The organism is Candidatus Coatesbacteria bacterium (assembly GCA_014728225.1).
Lineage (GTDB): Bacteria > RBG-13-66-14 > RBG-13-66-14 > RBG-13-66-14 > RBG-13-66-14 > WJLX01.
The window spans coordinates 1-18,448 of sequence record WJLX01000083.1; the positions used below are offsets into that span (position 1 = coordinate 1).

Consider the following 18,448-nt stretch of genomic DNA (forward strand, 5'->3'; position numbering starts at 1 on the left):
CGATTGACGACGGGCCCCGGGTCGCAAGATTCGTGCCGGCCCTCGTCGCTGGGTGCTCAGGCGTTGTCGAGGGACTCGAGCCGCCGGGAGAACAGGGCCAGTGGTCGGCGCCGGTGGAGTTCTTGATAGCGGCGGCGGGCCTCGGCACGGTCGGCGGCGGCGGTGGTGAACTCCTGCAGCCGGAAGGCGGCCTCGGCGGCCGGTTCCTCGTCGTCGCAGTTCTCGAGGATGTCGCGGCAGAGCGCCGCGGCCTTTTCTTTGTCCTCGAGGGCCGTCAACCGGGCGCGCAGCAGGCGTTCTTCGTAGGTCTGAACGCCGGGATCGTCCAGTTCATCGAGGATCGCGGCGGCCCGTTGGTGCAGCCGCCGGGCCTCGTCGATATTATTCTGCTCGAATTCCAATTCGGCCAGCCGCAGCAGACTACTGGAGTGGAGGTCCGGCAGATCGGTTTCAGCGATGATCTCAACGGCGCGTATCAGCGCGTTGCGGGCCTCATTGAAGCGCGCGAGATCGCTGAGGATCAGACCCTTGGTGATCAGGCAATCACAGAGGTTGCGCGGTTTGCCGAGGGGTCCGAGCAGCTCGATGGTTTCGACGATAGACGTCAGGGCTTGTTCGGGACGACCGGTTCGCTGGTAAAATCCGCTCAGAACCTGTAGCGCTTCAGCCGTGCCAAAGCTACTCTTCAACTCCCGCTGACTCTCAACGGCGCGCAGGTAATTGGTCTCGCAGGCCTCGAACTCTCCCAGCTCATCTTGCACCATGCCTATGTAACTGTAGCTGTAAGCTTCGACCATCTTATTACCGAGGGAGACTGCCAGCTCCTGCTGACGGCGATGATAATCAAGCGCCAGTTCATTATTACCCAGTTCCCGTTCGATGATGCCCAGGTTGGCGTAACTGAACATCAGGCCGACCTTGTCGCCCAGTTCCTCGCTCATCGACAGCTTGAGTCGATGATAACGCCCGGCTTTTTCACGCTCCTCCAACTCGGCGTAGACCGAACCGATACCACCAAGGATGATGGCCATGCTGCGTTTGTCGCCGATGCGCGAGGCGATTTCGTAGGCTTGCTCGTACTGTCGCAGGGCGAGTTGGTATTCACCGGTGTAGTAGCCCAGACCGCCCAGATTGTAGATCGGTCTGACCAACCCGCGCCAAGACCCCAACCGGCGTTGCGTCTCGAGGTCCTTGTTGTAGTATTCGGCCGAGGTTTTGAAGTCGCCCATCGCCGCGTATACGTTGCCGATGTTGTTACAGGTGTCGGCCAGCAACTGCTGATCCTCGACCTGTTCGGCTCGGGCGAGGGAGGCTCGATAGTATTCCAGGGCCTGATCGTACTCGCCCCGGTGGTAGTTGACGGACCCAAGGTGAAACAGCAGTTTGGCGTGTAGCGGGGCTGATGCCGTTTTCTCGACCAGGGTCAGGCAACGTTCGAGCAGTTCGGCTCCCTCGTCTGTATCGCCGCGCATGACCAGAAAGCTGCCCATGTCCACCAGGGCTTCGAGAAGTAGTTCGGGCTCGTTGGCTTGCTCGGCTCGCTCTAATTCCGCCCGGTGGAAGCTTTCCGCGGTGTCCCATTCACCGATCAACTGCCAGATGGAGGCGCGTTCCCGGCGACGGCGGCGGCGTTCCTCCGGATCGTCGAGCAGGGGGATCAGACGCCCGAGCAGCTCGAGGGCCTCCCGGTTGTGGTACTCGCCGCGGGCGTGATCGACGGCCCGGCCCAGGTACTCGCGGGCGTTGTCGCGATCGGCGGCCCGCTCGTAGTGGTAGGCCAGCTCGGCGTAGTGGGTGGGCGAGTCGCCGTGCAGCTCGCGCAGAGCCTCGGCGGCCAGGGCGTGGAGCCGGCGGCGGCGCTTGACCAGTTGCATCTCGTAGGCGGCGTCGCGCAACAGGGCGTGCTTGAAGATGTAGAGCAGCTCGCTGACGGCGTTCCAGAGGGCCTCGCTACGACCGTCGTCGAGCAGGGGCTCGACCCGCCGCCCCTCGAGCATGGCCGAGAGGACGGAGACCTCGAACTCCCGGCCCAGAACGGCGGCGGTCTGGACCAGCTCGCGCAGCTTGCGCGACAGGCGGTCCAGCCGGGCGATAAGTACGGCGCGGATCCCGGCGGGTACGCCCTCGGGACGTCCGGTCAGCCGGCAGCCCCCGCAGACCGTCTCGAGCAACTCGTTCTCAACCAGGTAGCGGCAGAACTGCTCCAGGAAGAAGGGGTTGGCCTGGGTGCGCTCCAGAATGAACCCGACCAGCTCCGGCGTCGCCGGCTGACCGAGGAAGACCTCGCTCAGCTCGACGGCGGCTGTGCGCTCCAGGCTGTCGACGACCAGCTCGGCGACGGTCAGCTCCTCGTCGAACTCCAGGCGGGGCTTGCCGCCCTCGTCGGTGAAGCGGCTGGTGACGAACAGGCCCAGCGGGTAGTCAGCGACGTTGCGCAGCAACTGGGGCAGGGCGGCGCGGGAGTCGTCGTCCAGCCACTGCAGGTCCTCCAGGATCAGCAGGGTGGGCCGGAGCAGAGCCAGGCCTTTGAAGAAGGCCTTGAGGGCGTAGACGGTGTTCTCCAGGCGTCCCCGGGCGTCGAGACGCTCGTAGAGCGACCCTTCCATCGGCAAGCCCAGCAGGGCCGCCGGCAGACTCTCCAGACGCCTGAGCTCCTCGACGACAGCAGCGGCCCGGGGATCGTCCAGGGCGGCCAGCTCGTCGCAAAGCGCGGCGAAGCGCTCGGTGAAGCGTTGACGGTTCTCGGCCGTGCCGCTCTCGGCCGATTGAGCGAAGTAGCGTTCCAGGGCGTAGACGAAGGGGCTGAAGCTGCGCCGCAGGATGCCGTCGGCCTGCAGAACCAGGGTTTGCAATTCGCCGTCCGCTGAAGCGGCGACCTCGTGGACCAGGCGGGACTTGCCGATACCCGCCTCGCCGTAGACGTAGTGAACCCCGGCGCAGCGCCCCGCGCCGAGGGGCGCCAGAAAAGTCCGCAGCGCCGCCGCCTCGACGTCGCGTCCGCGGAACTCGCCCTGGAAGAACTCGCCACCGCCCCCGGCGTGACCCTCGAGGGCGGCGACGGCCAGCTCGCCGCCAACGCCCTTGAAACTGCGCCGGCCGACGTCGCGGAAGCCGTAATCTCCACCCAGGATGCCCTTGACCGTCGGCGTGGTCCAGATCTCCCCCCAGGCGGCTGTACTGAACAGCCGGGCCGCCAGGTTGACCGTCGAGCCCAGGGCGGTATAGTTGCAACGGCGCCGACTGCCGCTGATCCCGGCATAGACGCGACCGTGGGTCAGCCCGGCGCGCACGGCGTCGCCGTAGCGCCCACGCAGGGCCAAGACGAATTCCGCCGCCCGCTCGGTGTTACGCTCGTAGGAGACCGGCGCGCCGAAGATGACGAACAGGTTGGGACCCTTGTCGCCGAAAAACAAGCCGTTGAGGTAACCGCCGTAGCGCGCGCTCTCCTCCACCGTCGCCGCGATGAAGCGGTGCAGCTCATCGCGCTCCTCGAACCCGCGAAAGCCCACGAACACGGGGGCCACGTCCCTGAACTCGCCGCCCAAACGGCTTTCCAACACCTCGTCGGGAACGAAACGCCGCACGAAGGTCGGCCGCAGACGCCTCAGGGATTCGCGCTTCTCGATCCCGGAACGCAATACCCAGCGGTTACCCCCGCCGGCCCGCAACAAACTGTCGTCGAAGACCACGGCACCCCGCGGAGTGTCCTCGATGGCCCCCGCCGCCGCCCGCAGCGGCTCACCGCGGAAATAGTAGACCGAACGCTCCCCGACGTCGACGACACCCCACTCCACTGCGCCGTGGGCCGCGCCTACCCGACAAGACAGCTCGAAATCGCCCAGCGCCGTCCTGAACGACCCGCCCCGGCCGCGGAAACGCTCGCCGATCTCCAGGGCCAGCAGTAAGGCGTCCCCGGGTCGCCTCAACAGCGCGGTGAAAGCGTCGCCGGCAAAATTCACCACGAAGCCGCCGCGATCATAGACCCGCCGAATCAGCGGCCGGAAGAGCTGGTTGATCACCTCCGAAAGCACCTCGGCGCCCTGGGCGCCTCGAGACATCAGCCGCTCGGTGATCGCGGTGAAACCCGAGAGATCGGCGAAGACCACGCCGCCCGTCAGCTTACCGTGGTTCTCACCCGCCGAACGACGCTGCTGGATGAATCCCGGAATTACATTGAGCATCTAACCGCCCCCGTTGGATGATGGCCTTGCAGAAGTGATCCCCCGTATCATAACAGAAGAATACCGCCCAGGTAAGGCGACACGACGCCGGAACCGCCGCCGCGAGACCTTATTCAACAAACGCGAAACACGCCAGCACTGCGCGCCCCCGGAACTGGCACGGTTTTTGCGGAGGCGGACCGTTGATCTCCGTCCCAACGGTCGCCGAGATGCAAAAACCGTGCCAGTTCCGGGGGCGCTGCGGGTTTAAAGTAGCGGTAACGCTGGGTTTTGGGGTAAAAGGTCTCGCGGCGGCGGGCCTGTGACGTTGCGGACTGTTTATGACAAGAGCCTCGCCGCGGCGGGGTTCGCTTGGTTTAAGGCGGCACTGCTATTCGTAGTGCAGGGCCTCGATGGGATCGAGTTGGGCGGCTTTCCAGGCGGGGAAGATGCCGAAGGCCAGGCCGACGGCCGTCGAGAAACCCAGGCCCAGGCCGACGGACCAGACGCTGACGGCGTTGGGCAGTTCGAGGAGGGCGGCGAAGCCCCAGGCCAACAGCAGCCCCAGACCGACGCCGACGGCCCCGCCGAACAGGGTCAGGATGATGCTTTCGATGACGAACTGGGCCAGCACGTCGCGCTTGCGGGCGCCGAGGGCCTTGCGGATACCGATCTCCCGGGTGCGCTCGGTGACGGCGACGAGCATGATGTTCATGATCCCGATGCCGCCGACCAGCAGGGAGACCGAGGAAACGCCGATCATGATGGCGTAGATGACCGTGGAGATCTCTTCGAAGATGTCGAGCATCCCGCCCTGGGTGGTAACTTCGAAATTGTTGTCTTCGTTGGGCTTGACCCCACGGCGGTTCCGCATCAGGGTTTCGATCTGGTTGCTGGCGCGGTAGACCGTCGCCGGGCTGGTGGAGACGGCGACGATGTCGACCTCGGAGCCCTGGGAGCGCATTGGATCGAGGACGCTGTCCAGGGTGGTGAAGGGAATGGCGACGAAGTTATCCTGGCTCTGGCCGAGGAAATCGCCCCGCCGCTCGAGTACGCCGATGACGGTGAAGCGGTTGCCGGCGATGCGGACCTCCTTGAGCAGGGGGTCCTGGCTGGGGAGCAGGGCGTCGACGATGTCATACCCGAGAACGACGACGCGCCGGTGGCCCTGGATGTCGGCCCGGGTGAAGTCGCGGCCGTACTCGACGGGCAGGCTGTAGATCCGGCTCAGGTATTCGTTGCCGCCGACGACGCGCATGGTGCCGGTCTGGTTGCCGCCGTAGGAGATGTTGGCGCCGGTGAAATTGGTCGGCGAGGCGAAGCGCACCGCCGGGCAGTTCTCCATGATCGCCTCGGCGTCCTCGTACTCCAGATCGGGCCGGTTGCGCAGGGCGGGATCGGGGCGGCCGAACTGGACCGGCGGCCGCTCGGTGACCATGATGAAGTTGGAGCCCAGGGAGCCGATCTGCTCGGCGATGGCGTTCTCCATCCCGTCGATGATGCTGATCAGGGTGATGATCACGGTCACGCCGATGATGATCCCCAGCACCGTCAGGAAGCTGCGCAGCTTGTTGGCTTTGATCGCCGACAGGGCGATCCGCCCGGCCTCGCGCAGCATGTCGAGGAACAGGGTGAAGATGTTTCGCCGGGGGCCGCGTTGAGCGTTCATTATGGCGCGTCAATCGTAGAATGGTGGTTGAGAAGCGGGGTCGCTTGATGGCGTTCAAGCGGGCAGCAGCAGTTCGTTGAGGCGCTGCAGCAGGACCCGGTGATCGCCCGGCGCCCGCTGGTAAAGCTCGCGGTAGCGCACGGCGGGACAGAAGCTGCTCTCCACCCGACGGGCGATGCGGGTGTGGACATCGTCGAGGTCGGCTCGTCGGGCCAAGGGCCGACAACTCTCCAGGAAACGCAGCAGGGCCTCGCGGACGCTCAGGCTCTCTCCGCCCAGGCTGATCCGGGCCTCGTACCCTCCGGCGACGGCGGCCTCGCGGTTGGGGGCGATCTCCTCCTCGGCGGCCTCGACGACGCCGTCGCCGTCGCGCAGGGCCAGGGCGGCCAGCAGGATCAGGCCCACCAGCAGCAGGGAATCCTCGACGCTGGTCTGCATGTCGCAGACCCGGCACTCGATGGTCGGATAGACCCGCCGGGGGCGGATGTCCCAATAGACGTCCTTGATCTGGCGGGCGCCGAGATGGGCGTAGGACCGGATGGCCCGATCGACGGCGTCGTAGGAATCGAAGCGTGGCGGGGCGCCGACATACTCCAGGCGGGAGTAGATATCCATCCGGGCGTTGCCGGCGGGGTGCGGCTTCTCCTCCCAGTAGGGGGAGTTGGCCGCGAAGGCGATGAACAGCGGCAGGTAGGAGCGCAGGCGGTTGGCCAGCTCGAGGCGCTCGAACTCGTCGGGGACGCCGAGGTGGACGTGGAGGCCCCAGAACAGGCATTGCAACCAGGCCTCGCCCTGGTGATCGGCCAGCATCAGGTAGCGCTGCTTGTGGACGTAGGGCTGTTCGCGCCAGCGGCAATCGGGATGGGCGCCGGCGTTGAACAGCTCGACACCGGCCAGGCGGGCCGCCCGGCGGGCGTGGCGCCGCAGGCGGACCAGCTCGTGCTCCACCTCCACCAGATCGAGGCAGACCGGGGTGGCGGTCTCCAGGGTGGCCTGGTGGACATCGGGCTTGATCTCGAGCCGTTCGGCCTCACTCAGGCCGGCCAGCACCCGGTGAACGGCGGGCTTGAGTTCGCCGGTGACCGGATCGGCCAGACCGAATTCTTCTTCGACGCCGATGGTGAACAGCTCCACGGTTCCTCCCCGCCGCCGTGGCCCCGGCGGCTCTACGAGGGTTACAGCGAAGTGTAGCACGGCCCCCGGAGGTAGTCCAGCGCGGCGGCTTGCCGCGACCCGCAGACTAAGGTAAACTGTACCCGAAAGGAGGCCGTTCGAATGGACACCCGGACCGGGGCCGACAGCTGGCCCAAGAATATCGAGGCCGAGCGCCACGTTCTCGGCTGCTGCCTGCGTTTTACCGAGGGCTTGAACATCGTGTTCGAGAGCGGGTTGCGCGAGGAGGATTTCTTCAAGCGCTTGCACCGCCAACTGTTCACCACCATCCTGGAGCTGGAGGGCGAGCCCGAGCGCACCGTCGACCTGCTGACGGTGACCGACGCGATGCGCAACTCGCCCGAGGGCTTGAGCGAGGCCGACTTCGGCTACGTCCTCGAGCTGCGCGACGACGCGGTGACCAAGGCGGGGCTGGAATCCCACATCGGGCTGGTGCGCGACGCCTCGACGCGACGACAGATCATCGAGACCTCGCGCCGTCTGATCGGCGAGGCCCTCGACGGTCAGGACAAGACCTCGATTCTGCTGGAGCGGGCCGAGGACGGCTTCTTCCGCATCGGCGAAAACCGGATGACCCAGGAGCTCAAGCCCCTCTCCGGTCTGGTCGACGACGCCCTGGCCGACATCCGGGCCATCCACGAGAAGCGGGCCACCGAAGACGCCGTTCCGACGGGCTTTTACGACCTGGACGAGCTGTTGACCGGTCTGCACAAATCCAACCTGATCATCCTGGCCAGCCGGCCCGGGATGGGCAAGACGGCCCTGGGCTTGAACATCGCCCAGCGGGCGGCCATCGACCGCGGCATCGGCGTGGGCTTCTTCAGTCTGGAGATGAGCGCCGCCGAGCTGGTGCGCCGGATGCTGTGCAGCGAAGCGCGGATCAATTCGCACAACGTGCGTTCGGGCAGGATCAGCGATCGGGACATGGAGGGCTTCGTCCGGGTGGCCGCCCGGTTGGCCGACGCCCCCTTCTTCATCGACGACACGGCGGCGCTGACGGTGATGGAGCTGCGGGCCAAGGCCCGCCGCCTGGTGATGCAGCGCGACATACAGTTGATCGTCGTCGACTACCTGCAGTTGATGACGGCGCCCCACCGCAAGCCGGAGAGCCGCCAGGTCGAGGTCTCGGAGATCTCGCGCTCCCTCAAGCAGTTGGCGATGGAGCTCAAGGTGCCGGTGCTGGCGATGGCTCAGCTCAACCGCGGGGTGACCTCGCGGGCCGTCAAGAGCAAGATCCCCCAGCTCTCCGACCTGCGCGAGTCCGGCGCCATCGAGCAGGACGCCGACGTGGTCATGTTCCTGCACCGCGAGGACTACTACAAGGTCGGCCGCGAGCAGAGCGAGGACGAGGCGGCCGCCGCCGGTCCCCTCAACGAGGAGGGGGTCAGCCGGATCATCGTCGCCAAGCAGCGCAACGGCCCCATCGGGCACATCCACCTGTTGTTCCTCAAGGACATCCTGCGCTTCGAGAACCTGGACCCCAGCTTCCAGCCCAGTCCCCTGGGGCCGGGGGCCGAGGTCGAAGAAGAAGAGCCGCCCTTCTAGCATGTATCCCAACCGACCGGTCTGGGCCGAGGTTGACCTCGACGCCGTGCTGGACAACCTGCGCCGCATTCGACGCCGGGTGGGTTCCGCCGTGCGAGTGATGGCCGTGGTCAAGTCCGACGCCTACGGCCACGGCAAGCTCGAGGTCGTCGAGAAGCTGCACCGTTACTGCGACTGGCTCGGCGTCAGCTTCATCGACGAGGGTGTCGAGCTGCGCCAGGCCGGCTACGATCTGCCGATCCTCTGCCTGGTCTCGCCGCTGCCCGACGAGCTGGACGCCCTGATCAAGTACGAGTTGACCCCGGTGATCAGCGACCTGTCCCTGGGCCGGGCGCTCAGCGAGCGGCTGGAGTTCCAGGGTCGGGCGCCGGTCAAGGTCCATCTCAAGGTAGATACGGGCATGGGCCGCCTGGGGGTGTGGCACGCGGACGCCGCCGGGCTGGCCGTCGAACTGGCCGCCCTGCCGAAGATCGAGCTCGGCGGTATGATGACCCACTTCCCCCTGGCCGACGGCGCGGATAAATCCTTCGCCCGGGAGCAGATCCGGCGCTTCGCCGCGGTGATCGACGCGGTCCGGGAGCGCGGACTGCAGCCCGGGATCTGCCACGCCGCTAACACCGCCGCCGCGCTCGAGCTGCCCGAGAGCCACTTCGACATGGTCCGTCCCGGCCTGGCCCTCTACGGCAGCTATCCCAGCCCCCACGTCGGCCGGGAGATCGGCCTGGAGACAGCCATCGCCCTGCGGGCCCGCCTGGCCGTGGTCAAGCGCCTGCCCGCCGGAACGACGATCAGCTACGGCCGTCGCTACCGCCTGGAGCGCGACACCACCGTCGGCGTGTTGCCGCTGGGCTACGCCGACGGCTGGCACCGCGGGATGACGGGCCGGGCCCGGGCGATAGTCCGCGGCGAGCGACGGCCGATAATCGGCGTGATCTGTATGGACATGAGCATGATCGATCTCGCCGGGCTGGAGGACGTTCGGGCCGGCGAGGTCGTCACCCTGATGGGCCGCGACTACTCGGGGGAGTTGATCAGCGTCGAGGAGGTCGCCGAGTGGATGAACACCATCCCCTACGAGGTAACCTGCGCCCTCTCCGAGCGCGTCCCGCGGCACTACCTGGGGAGCGGTTGAGTTGACCACCCGGACCAAACAGCCCCGGCTGCGCGCCTTCGGCTCCCTGGGCGGCTGGCTGATCGCCAAGCTCAGCACCGTCGGCGGGATGCTGGTCTTCTACGGCCGCACCATCAAGCGTATGCTGCGCGATTTCCCCCGGGGCGAGTTGATCTTCGAGCAGATGTACCGCCTGGGTGTGCAGTCGCTGTCCGTGGTGACGATGACCGCCCTGTTCACCGGGATGGTCATCGCCCTGCAATCGGTCAACCAGTTGGTGCTGTTCGGCGCCGAGGGCTACGTCGGCGGGATGGTCTCGGTGATCTTCGCCCGGGAGCTGGGGCCGGTGCTGACGGCGATCATGCTGGCCGGACGCGTCGGCTCGTCGATGGCCGCCGAGCTGGGCACGATGCGCGTCACCGAGCAGATCGACGCCCTGGAGACCCTGGCCAGCGACCCCTTCACCTACCTGGTGGCCCCCCGGCTGATCGCCGCCAGCATCATGACCCCCGTACTGACCGCCCTGGCCATCGGCGTGGCCCAGGTGGGCAGCTTCTTCGTCTGCATCGTCATCGCCGGCGTCGATCCCGGGGTCTACATCGCCGAGCTGGGCTCCCTTTCCGACGTCTGGGACATGGTCAGCGGGCTGATCAAGGCCTTCGCCTTTGGTCAGGTACTGGCCATCATCAGTTGCTACTACGGCTTCAAAACCTTCGGCGGCGCCGAGGGCGTCGGCCGCGCGACCACCGCCGCCATGGTCGTCTCCGCCGTCAACGTCCTGATCGTCGATTTGATCCTGACCACGCTGTTCTTCATCGCCTTCGACTGACGATGCCCGACGAGACCCACATCAGGATCGAGAACCTCCACAAGAGCTTCGGCGACACCGTCGTGCTCGAGGGGGTGAACCTGGAGATCCACCGCGGCGAGAGCGTGGCGGTCATCGGCCGCTCGGGCACCGGCAAGAGCGTGATGCTCAAGCACGTCCTCGGCCTGCTCCAGCCCACCGAGGGCGACATCTGGTGCCTGGGAACCCACATCAACTCCGCCGGGCTGTCCGAGCTGTACCAGGTACGCGCCCGGGTGGGCTACGTCTTCCAGTTCGCCGCCCTGTTCGACTCCCTGACCGTGCGCGAGAACGTCGGCTTCTTCCTCGACAACTGGCATCCCGAGCTGGGGGGCGAGGAGATCGAACGCGTCGTCGAGGAGAAGCTGACCCAGGTCGGCCTGCCCGGCACCGGACACCTGATGCCCGCCGAGCTCTCCGGCGGGATGAAGAAACGCGCCGGGCTGGCCCGGGCCCTCGTCGGCGATCCGGAGATCATCCTCTACGACGAACCGACCTCGGGGCTGGACCCGATCACCTCGGCCGCCGTCAACGAGCTGATCAACAAAACCAAGGACTATACCCGGGCGACCACGGTGATCATCACCCACGATATGCAGTCGGCCTACCAGACCGCCGACCGCATCGCCATGCTACATGACGGCCGGATCATCTTCGACGGCTCCAACGAGGAGATCCGCCACAGCGACGATCCCCGGGTCCAGCAGTTCATCGAGGGCCGCGCCGAGGGTCCCATCGACCCTCTGGGCGGCAGCACCAAGAAGCGGGCCAGCGAGGCCAACCTCTAGGCTGTTTTGCCAACCGTCGAGCGCTCCGGCGCCCGGCTGTGCTATCATTAGTTCCTACCATTGGTCCCCAGGGAACCTCAACCGGGTCGCGGCGGTATCTTTACCGCGTCCTCCATCCCGAAACAGGCAGCGGGTACTATGGCCAAGAAACGCTCCGTCGAGGCCAAGGTCGGCATCACCGTCGTCGTCGCCCTGGTGGTCTTCATCGCCCTGTTGTTCAGCGTGGGCGATCTGGACTGCTTCCGCGGCGGCTACCAGATCACCGTCATCTTCGACAGCGCCTCCGGACTGGTGCCCGACGCCAAGGTGCTCTACGCCGGTGTCCGTGCCGGCAGTGTCGAGAGCGTCGAGTGGTACAAGCCCGAGAACTCCGACCAGTTGATGGTCAAGGTCGTCCTCTGGCTCGAGGATCAGGTGATCGTGCGCACCGACTCGACGATCGCCATCCGCACCAAGGGCCTGATGGCCGAGAAGTACGTCGACATCACGCCGGGTTCGCCCGACGCCCCGAACCTGGAGCCCGATTCCGTCGTCTACGGCCAGACCGCCGTCGGCATGGATGAGTTGTTCGAATCCGCCGGCAGCATCGTGGTCAAGATCGGCGACGCCCTGGCCGAGATCTCCGCCCTGTTCGACGAGGAGACCGTGGCCAGCTTCAAGAGTACGGTCAGTCACATCGACTCGATGGTCGCCGAACTCGACGCCCTGATCCGCCTCTCCGCCCCCGAGGTCACCGCCACGATGCGCAATGTGCGCCAGATCACCGGGGACATCGCCGGTTTCACCGCCACCCTCAAGCGTATCGGCGCCAAGGTCGAGGGTGTGGTCGATTTCGTCGGCCCGCGGTTCGAGATGACGATGGAGCACGTCGATTCGATCACCGCCGAGGTCGACAACATCGTCAGCCACTTGAACGACATCATCGCCGCCATCGCCTCCGGCGAGGGCACCGCCGGCAAGTTGATCTACGACGACCGAACCTACGAGGAGCTCAACCAGACCCTGGAGAAGGCCAAGGAGCTGCTGGACGCCATCATCGACAACCCGCGCGAGTACCTCAACCTGAGCGTGTTCTAGGCGTCGCGGAGACGACTAATCACGAACGGCCCCCGCGGGGGCCGTTTTTCTTACAGCCGCCCGCCGGGCCGGCACAGTTTGTTCCACGACGAGTTCACCCGGCAAACCGGGAGAACTCGTCGTATATCGCGCGCCAGCCCGCCGGTCGTTCTTGATGTCGACCCTGGGGTCTTTCGAACACGGGCGACTGGGGACAGTCGTCCCCTACGGGAGCCGCAGATGAACGAAAACCGGGGCCCGCGGGCCCCGGTTGCTAACAACTCCGACAAGAAACCGTACCTAGCCCTTGAACAGCAGCCGGGTTTTGAAGAAAGCCCGGGCGGCGCGCTTCATGAACCAGAGCTTGAGGCGCTGACCGGTGTAGGACGGTGTCGTCTCATCCTTGAAGAAGGCGGCTTCCTTGGGCTGCAGGGTCATGGCCACCTGGATGCCCGGGGCGATGCCGGTGGGGACGCCCTGCTCCATCCAGATCTCGTAGGCCCGCTTGAAGATGGGGGCCATCTTCTCGTACCGGGGCGGATTGACGTGCTGCAGTTTGGTGCCGATGGTGGGGCGGAAGATGCAGATGGTGGTGGCGGCGCCCCATTCGGCGAACTGCTGGACGCCGGCGATGGTGTCCTCGGGGGGTTCGAGGCCGGCGATGATCTCGCCGTGAATGCGACCCTTGCCGAAGAGCTTCGAGCAGTACTTGATGGCGTCGAGGTAGCGTTGGCGGCCGATGTACTCGGCCTTGCCCGGACAGATCTCGGGAAAGATCTCGGGGTTGAAGATCTCGAGGCAGAAGGAGAGGTGGTCGACGCCGAGCTTCTTCAGCCTGTCGTACCAGGTGAAGTCGGGCACGGGCGGGCACTGGACGCCGATCATGGCGCCGGTTTCCTTCTTGACGGCCTCGAGGTAGGGCCAGAGGTGCTCGATGGACTTGCCGTCCTCGTAGCCGGTGTTGAAGTGCAGGAAGGTGCTCTTGAATTCCTGGCGGGCGGCCTTCCAGACCTCGACGACCTCGGTGATCTTCTTCTCGCCCTCCTCGGTATCGCCGAGGTTGAGCCCCACGCTACAGTAGCGGCAGTTGTTGTCCATCTCCCAGAAGCCGCAGAGCCGGCTGGCGTAGATGGCCGGGTAGCTGCCCTGCATGACGCCGATCTTGCGCATCGGCACACCGGTCGAGGTCTCGCGCTCGTACCACTGGGGCTGGGGCAGCATGTAGGCGTTGTAGACCAGGCCGTCCCCGCGCTCGTCATGGATGTAGTAGCGGCCCTCGCGCTTGTGCAGCACGTAGGGCGACTGGGGGACGAAGTGCTCGATCAGCGGGGCGTTGACCCAGACGTTCTGGTCGAGGAGGAAGTCCAGACCGGAACCCAGGCCGCCGCGGGTGCGGATGACGTGGCGGGCGTCCTTTTCCAGCTCGCAGGAATCGTCCAGCCGCAGGCCCTTGCAGAAGAGGTCGAGTTTTAGCTGTCCGGGATTGAGCATGTCCACCTCGGTGCTGGGAGAGGGATGGTTGCTTGACAGGGGCCGATTTTAGCGGCCCGCGTTGGGGGTGTCAAATACCAGGGAATGCGAGGCAAAACATACATGAAAAAACGGACGGCCACGGCCGTCCGAAGACACGTCATCGATGAACCAGCCCTCAACGTGAACCATTGGCGCTCATCGCAGCCAGGGTTTCCTTGATGCGTTCGGCGGTACGTACGTGCAGACAATAGGCTTCGCCCGAATCTGTTTCAATCAGTACTCGGGCGATACCGCTTTCTTCGTCGACGTGAATTCGTTCGCTTTCGGAGCCCATTTTCTCCTCCGATGTGTTGGTTGATTGTTAAAAAAGAGGCTTCAAAATAGTATATAATGCGTCAGCGTACGCGTGGCCAATCTCCACGTCCTTTTCTCGATTATAAATGTTTTTCTCTAGACTGTCAATGCAGAAAAAACCAATTATATCCTGGTCTTCCATCATTGGGGTTACATCTCCAGCGTCTTCTTCAAGCACCTTGCGAATCGGCCAGACGATTGTTGAAAAATAGTCCATCTCACCTTTTTCTATTTGTTCATCTGTATATGAAGAATTTACGTATCCTTTGTAAGGCAATTCGTTTCTAAAAAACACACTATGATTTTGATCCTTAATAAGCTCCTTAAAATCTGAATTATCTTTAACATAATGAATATCACGTAACCTTGGGTTGCCTGAATTTCTTTTATAATTATATACCACAAGGTTATTAATAGTATTTGACATATCAAGACTGCCTTCGCAAATTGCTAGGAGTTTGATGCACGCTCGACACTTATGACCAGTTATCAAAGTAAAAGCATTTGCCATCTCAATTAATGAACATTTAATATGTATATCTTTTCCTTTGTTATTAAGATCGGCAAAATAGGCATCTCTTAAGCAATGCATTGCGTTATGTATGTGTGTGAATACTTCTGAATAGCGTTCTATTCTATTGTTTTGTTTTTCTTGGACTATCAATAATATTAAACTTGATACTAATAAGACAACTATAGAAATAGAATAAACATAGCTGTTAACTAATTGGTTTAAGCCTATTATATTTATAATAAACTGGACAAGTGCTGCAATTGCAGCAACTGCGGCAAGTATTTGTAGTGCAACTTTAAACTTTTGTAAGAAATCCTTCATGTGAAACCCTCCTTTCCATCAAGAGTAAACATTCTAAATTTGTAATTCAACAGACCATAGTCATCATAATAAAAGGAAAAGGTGTTTCCCAAGAACAAACGGGGGCGGTTTTTCCGCCCCCGTTCTTGATGCCGGTCTGCACCTCGACTAGCCCATTTTTTTCAGTGTCTCGTGGACGATGTCCAGGGACTTGTCGGCCAGCTCCCTGGTCAGGATCAGGGGCGGGCGGAAGCGGATGGAGCGCGGGCCGCAGGTAATTGTGAATAGGCCGTTCTCCAGCAGCTTACCGTGGGCCTCGTTGCGCATCTCGGCGGTGGGCAGGTCGAAGGCCATCATCAGCCCGACGCCGCGGGCCGCCGTGCCCGGGGTGCCCTCGAGGGCGTCGTAGAGACCGGTCAGCAGGTGAGTGCCGACCTCGGCGGCGTTGTCGACGAGCCTCTCCTCCTCGATGACCTCGAGGTAGGCCTGGCAGCGGACCATGTCGACCAGGTTGCCGCCCCAGGTGCTGTTGAGCCGGCTGCCGCCGGGGACGGCGCCGGTCTCGTCGGCCTCGTCGGAGAAGACGTGATACTTGACGGTGTCGAGGCGGTCACCGACGATGATGCCGCAGACCTGGGACTTCTTGCCGAAGCAGATGATGTCGGGACGGACGTCGTAATGCTCCGAGGCCCAGAAGCGTCCGGTCAGGCCGAAACCGGTCTGCACCTCGTCGTGGATCAGCAGGGCCTCGGCCTCGTCGGCCAGCTCGCGCAGCCACTTGTGGAACTCGGTGCGGAAGTGGCGATCACCGCCCTCGGCCTGGATGGGCTCGATGAGGATGGCGGCGACTTTGTTCGGGTTCAGGGCGATGGCGCGGCGGATCTCCGCCACGGCGCGCTCTTCTTCGACAGCGCAGAACTCCCAGCGCTCGGGCTCGGGCAGGGAGAAGTTGATCCCCGGCGAGCTGATCCGCGGCCAGTCGAACTTGGGGAAGTACTTGTACTTGCGGGCGTCGTCGGTATTGGTGACCGAGAGGGTATAGCCCGTGCGTCCGTGGAAGGCCTGGCGGAAGTGGATGATAACCAGCTCGTCCTCTTTGGCCTGGGCCTCGGCGTCGTCGCTCCAGATACCGCGCTGCAGGTTCTGCTTGGTCTTCCAGTCGAAGGCCGTCTTCATCGCGTTCTCGACGGCCAGGCCGCCGCCGGAGACGAAGAACAGGTACTTCATGTAGTCGGGCATGGCCACCCGGACGAAGGTCTCGACGAACTCGGCCATCTCGACGGTGTAGATGTCGGAATTGGAGGTCTTGTTGACCGCGATCCGTCCCAACTTCTTCAGGAACTCCGGCGAGGTCAGGTGGGGGTGGTTGTAGCCGATGGGGCTGGAGGCGAAGAAGGTGAACAGGTCGATGTAGTCGCGATCGTGGAGCATGTCGTGCAGGATCGCGCCCTGGCTCTTGACGGGATCGAAGACGATATCGCCGAAACCGTCGGCGAGCATGTGTTTCTGCAGGGTGGGCAGGACCTGTTGGGGCGTGAGTTTGTCGGTCAAGATGACTCCTTTCCTAACCGGCCGCGGAGGGCAAAAAAAGGGGACGGACGGAAGCGTCACTCCGGGGGGCGTGGACGTTGGATGGGGTCGCGACGGAGACGCGCAGTACCGGCGGGTGAGCGCCTGATGGAACGCTGCAGACCCTACCCGGTTGCGGTCGCCGCCACGGCGAGTGTACTAGGCGCTTTTTTGGCTGTCAACCCTAGTGTCAGGCGCCGAGGTCCCGCTCCCGCATGTAGGCCAGACAAGCATCGACACGCTCCAAGGTCTCCTCTTGACCTACGAGTTCGGCCGTCTCGAACAGGCCGATGCCGACGCGGTCGCCGGTCAGGGCCACGCGGACGGGCTGGATGAGCTTGCCCAGACCGCAGTCCAGCTCGGCGACACGCTCGCGGAAGCGCTGCTCGAGGGCCGCGGTGTGGTAGCCGCCCGCGGCGGCCAACAGCTCCCGGGCCACGGTCAGACGCTCCCGGGCGCCGGCTTTGTTGAGCACCTTCTTGACCGCCTGGTCATCGTAGACCGTCGGCGCATGGTAGAAGGGGCGGACATAGAAGGCGTAGTCGGTGAGCAGTTTGGCCCGATCACCGATCTCGTCGACGATGGTCACCAGGCGCTGCCAGGCGGACGATCCCTCGTCGAGGTCGGCGGGGACGGTGCCGGCTTCCCGCAGGAAGGGCAGGGCGCGGCGGACGCGCTCCTCGGGATCGAGGGCCTTGAGCTGCTCGCCGTTGATGTGCCGGCACTTGTCGTAGTCGAAGACCGCCGCGGTCATGTTCAAGCGCTCGGGGCTGAAGCGCTCGACCAGTTCACTCAGACCGTAGACTTCCCGTCCCGTGCCCTCGCTCCAACCCAGCAGGGCCAGGTAGTTGACCAGGCCCTCGGGCAGATAGCCGTTCTTGCGGAACTCGGCCAGGGAGGTCGCCCCGTGGCGTTTGGATAGCTTCTTTCTGTCCGGTCCCAGAATCATCGGCAGGTGGACGAAGACCGGCGGTTCGGCTTCGAGGGCGCGATAGATCATGATCTGGCGCGGGGTGTTGGAGATGTGATCGTCGCCGCGCAGCACATGGGTCACCGCCATGGCAATGTCGTCGACGCTGACGGTGAAGTTGTAGAGCGGATGCCCGGCCTCGAGGGAGGGCCGGCGCCAGATGACGAAATCGCCGATGTCGGCGTTGGCGAAGACGACCTCGCCGCGGTCGGTGGGCTCGCGCCAGCTCGTATCCCCTGCGGGAACCCGAAAGCGCAGGGCGTAGGGCTCGCCGGACTGCATCCGCTCGGCGGCCTCGGCCGGATCCTGACCCCGGCAACGGCCCGAATAGACGTAGGCCCGGCCGTGGTTCTGCGCCTCGGCGCGCTCGGCGTCCAGCTCCTCCGGAGTGCAGAAACAGGGATAGACGTCACCGCTGTCGATCAACCGACGGGCGGCCTCACGGAACTCGTCGTAGCGCCCGCTCTGCAAATAGGGGCCGTAGGGACCGCCGCGCTGCGGACCCTCGTCCCATTCCAACCCCAGCCAGCGCAACTCGTCGATGATCGAGCGCCGGGACTCCGGCGTCGATCGCTCGGCGTCGGTATCCTCGATGCGCAGGATGTAGGCGGCCTCGGCGCCGCGGTGGGCCGATCCCCGGGCCAAGAGATAGTTGTAGAGGGCGGTGCGGACGTGGCCCACGTGGAGGTGACCCGTAGGCGAGGGAGCGAAGCGGACGCGGACGGGGGCTGTCATCGGTTGCTTACCTCGGCTGGGATGGAGGGGTTCGTTAATCGTTGCGGTGGAAAGCGGCGACCTTTGAAAACCGCTTCCCCGGGCTCGTAGCGCAGCGGCGGTTCGGCGCCGGAGTCGGCACGGTTTTTGCATCTCGGCGACCGTTGGGACGGCGGCAACGGTCCGCCTCCGCAAAAACCGTGCC

13 protein-coding genes are annotated in these 18,448 nt (G+C 64.2%); 5 read left to right on the top strand and 8 right to left on the bottom strand.

Features of this window, described 5'->3' with window-relative positions:
• Window positions 1-56 precede the first annotated feature (56 nt).
• The 3 genes from GF399_05895 to GF399_05905 form a co-directional block, all read right to left on the bottom strand.
• Window positions 57-4,181 carry a tetratricopeptide repeat protein gene (locus GF399_05895; protein MBD3399847.1) on the bottom strand — a complete coding sequence of 1,375 codons (4,125 nt, stop codon included), beginning with the start codon at window positions 4,179-4,181 and terminating at the stop codon, window positions 57-59.
• A 370-nt stretch (window positions 4,182-4,551) separates the two neighbouring features.
• Complete coding sequence (locus GF399_05900; GenBank protein MBD3399848.1) at window positions 4,552-5,829, bottom strand: FtsX-like permease family protein; 1,278 nt, start codon at window positions 5,827-5,829, stop codon at window positions 4,552-4,554.
• 54 nt (window positions 5,830-5,883) lie between these two features.
• Entirely contained in the window at window positions 5,884-7,251 is a 1,368-nt protein-coding gene (locus tag GF399_05905) for a YbdK family carboxylate-amine ligase (protein ID MBD3399849.1), read from the bottom strand.
• Here GF399_05905 and dnaB point away from each other — a divergent pair.
• From dnaB to GF399_05930, 5 genes are all read left to right on the top strand, one after another.
• A complete protein-coding gene (gene dnaB, locus GF399_05910) occupies window positions 7,105-8,547 on the top strand; it encodes a replicative DNA helicase (GenBank protein ID MBD3399850.1) in 1,443 nt (480 codons plus the stop codon). The genes GF399_05905 and dnaB overlap by 147 nt on opposite strands.
• A 1-nt stretch (window position 8,548) precedes the next feature.
• The gene (gene alr / locus GF399_05915; GenBank protein ID MBD3399851.1) at window positions 8,549-9,679 is read left to right on the top strand and encodes an alanine racemase; all 1,131 of its coding nucleotides are present in this window, start codon (window positions 8,549-8,551) and stop codon (window positions 9,677-9,679) included.
• Window position 9,680: 1 nt separating this feature from the next.
• Window positions 9,681-10,487, top strand: a complete 807-nt coding sequence (locus GF399_05920; GenBank protein ID MBD3399852.1) for an MlaE family lipid ABC transporter permease subunit — start codon at window positions 9,681-9,683, stop codon at window positions 10,485-10,487.
• A 2-nt stretch (window positions 10,488-10,489) separates the two neighbouring features.
• A complete protein-coding gene (locus tag GF399_05925; protein ID MBD3399853.1) occupies window positions 10,490-11,293 on the top strand; it encodes an ATP-binding cassette domain-containing protein in 804 nt (267 codons plus the stop codon).
• 138 nt (window positions 11,294-11,431) lie between these two features.
• A complete protein-coding gene (locus GF399_05930) occupies window positions 11,432-12,370 on the top strand; it encodes an MCE family protein (protein ID MBD3399854.1) in 939 nt (312 codons plus the stop codon).
• A 279-nt stretch (window positions 12,371-12,649) separates the two neighbouring features.
• Here GF399_05930 and GF399_05935 read toward each other — a convergent pair whose 3' ends face one another.
• The 5 genes from GF399_05935 to GF399_05955 all read right to left on the bottom strand — a co-directional run bounded on the left by GF399_05935 (window position 12,650) and on the right by GF399_05955 (window position 18,396).
• Window positions 12,650-13,840 carry a hypothetical protein gene (locus GF399_05935; GenBank protein MBD3399855.1) on the bottom strand — a complete coding sequence of 397 codons (1,191 nt, stop codon included), beginning with the start codon at window positions 13,838-13,840 and terminating at the stop codon, window positions 12,650-12,652.
• Between the two features lie 157 nt (window positions 13,841-13,997).
• Entirely contained in the window at window positions 13,998-14,156 is a 159-nt protein-coding gene (locus tag GF399_05940; GenBank protein ID MBD3399856.1) for a hypothetical protein, read from the bottom strand.
• Window positions 14,157-14,183: 27 nt separating this feature from the next.
• The gene (locus GF399_05945) at window positions 14,184-15,011 is read right to left on the bottom strand and encodes a hypothetical protein (protein ID MBD3399857.1); all 828 of its coding nucleotides are present in this window, start codon (window positions 15,009-15,011) and stop codon (window positions 14,184-14,186) included.
• A gap of 147 nt (window positions 15,012-15,158) precedes the next feature.
• Window positions 15,159-16,541, bottom strand: coding sequence for an L-lysine 6-transaminase (locus GF399_05950; protein ID MBD3399858.1), 1,383 nt, complete (start codon window positions 16,539-16,541; stop codon window positions 15,159-15,161).
• A gap of 208 nt (window positions 16,542-16,749) precedes the next feature.
• The gene (locus tag GF399_05955) at window positions 16,750-18,396 is read right to left on the bottom strand and encodes a glutamate--tRNA ligase (GenBank protein ID MBD3399859.1); all 1,647 of its coding nucleotides are present in this window, start codon (window positions 18,394-18,396) and stop codon (window positions 16,750-16,752) included.
• Window positions 18,397-18,448 lie beyond the last annotated feature (52 nt).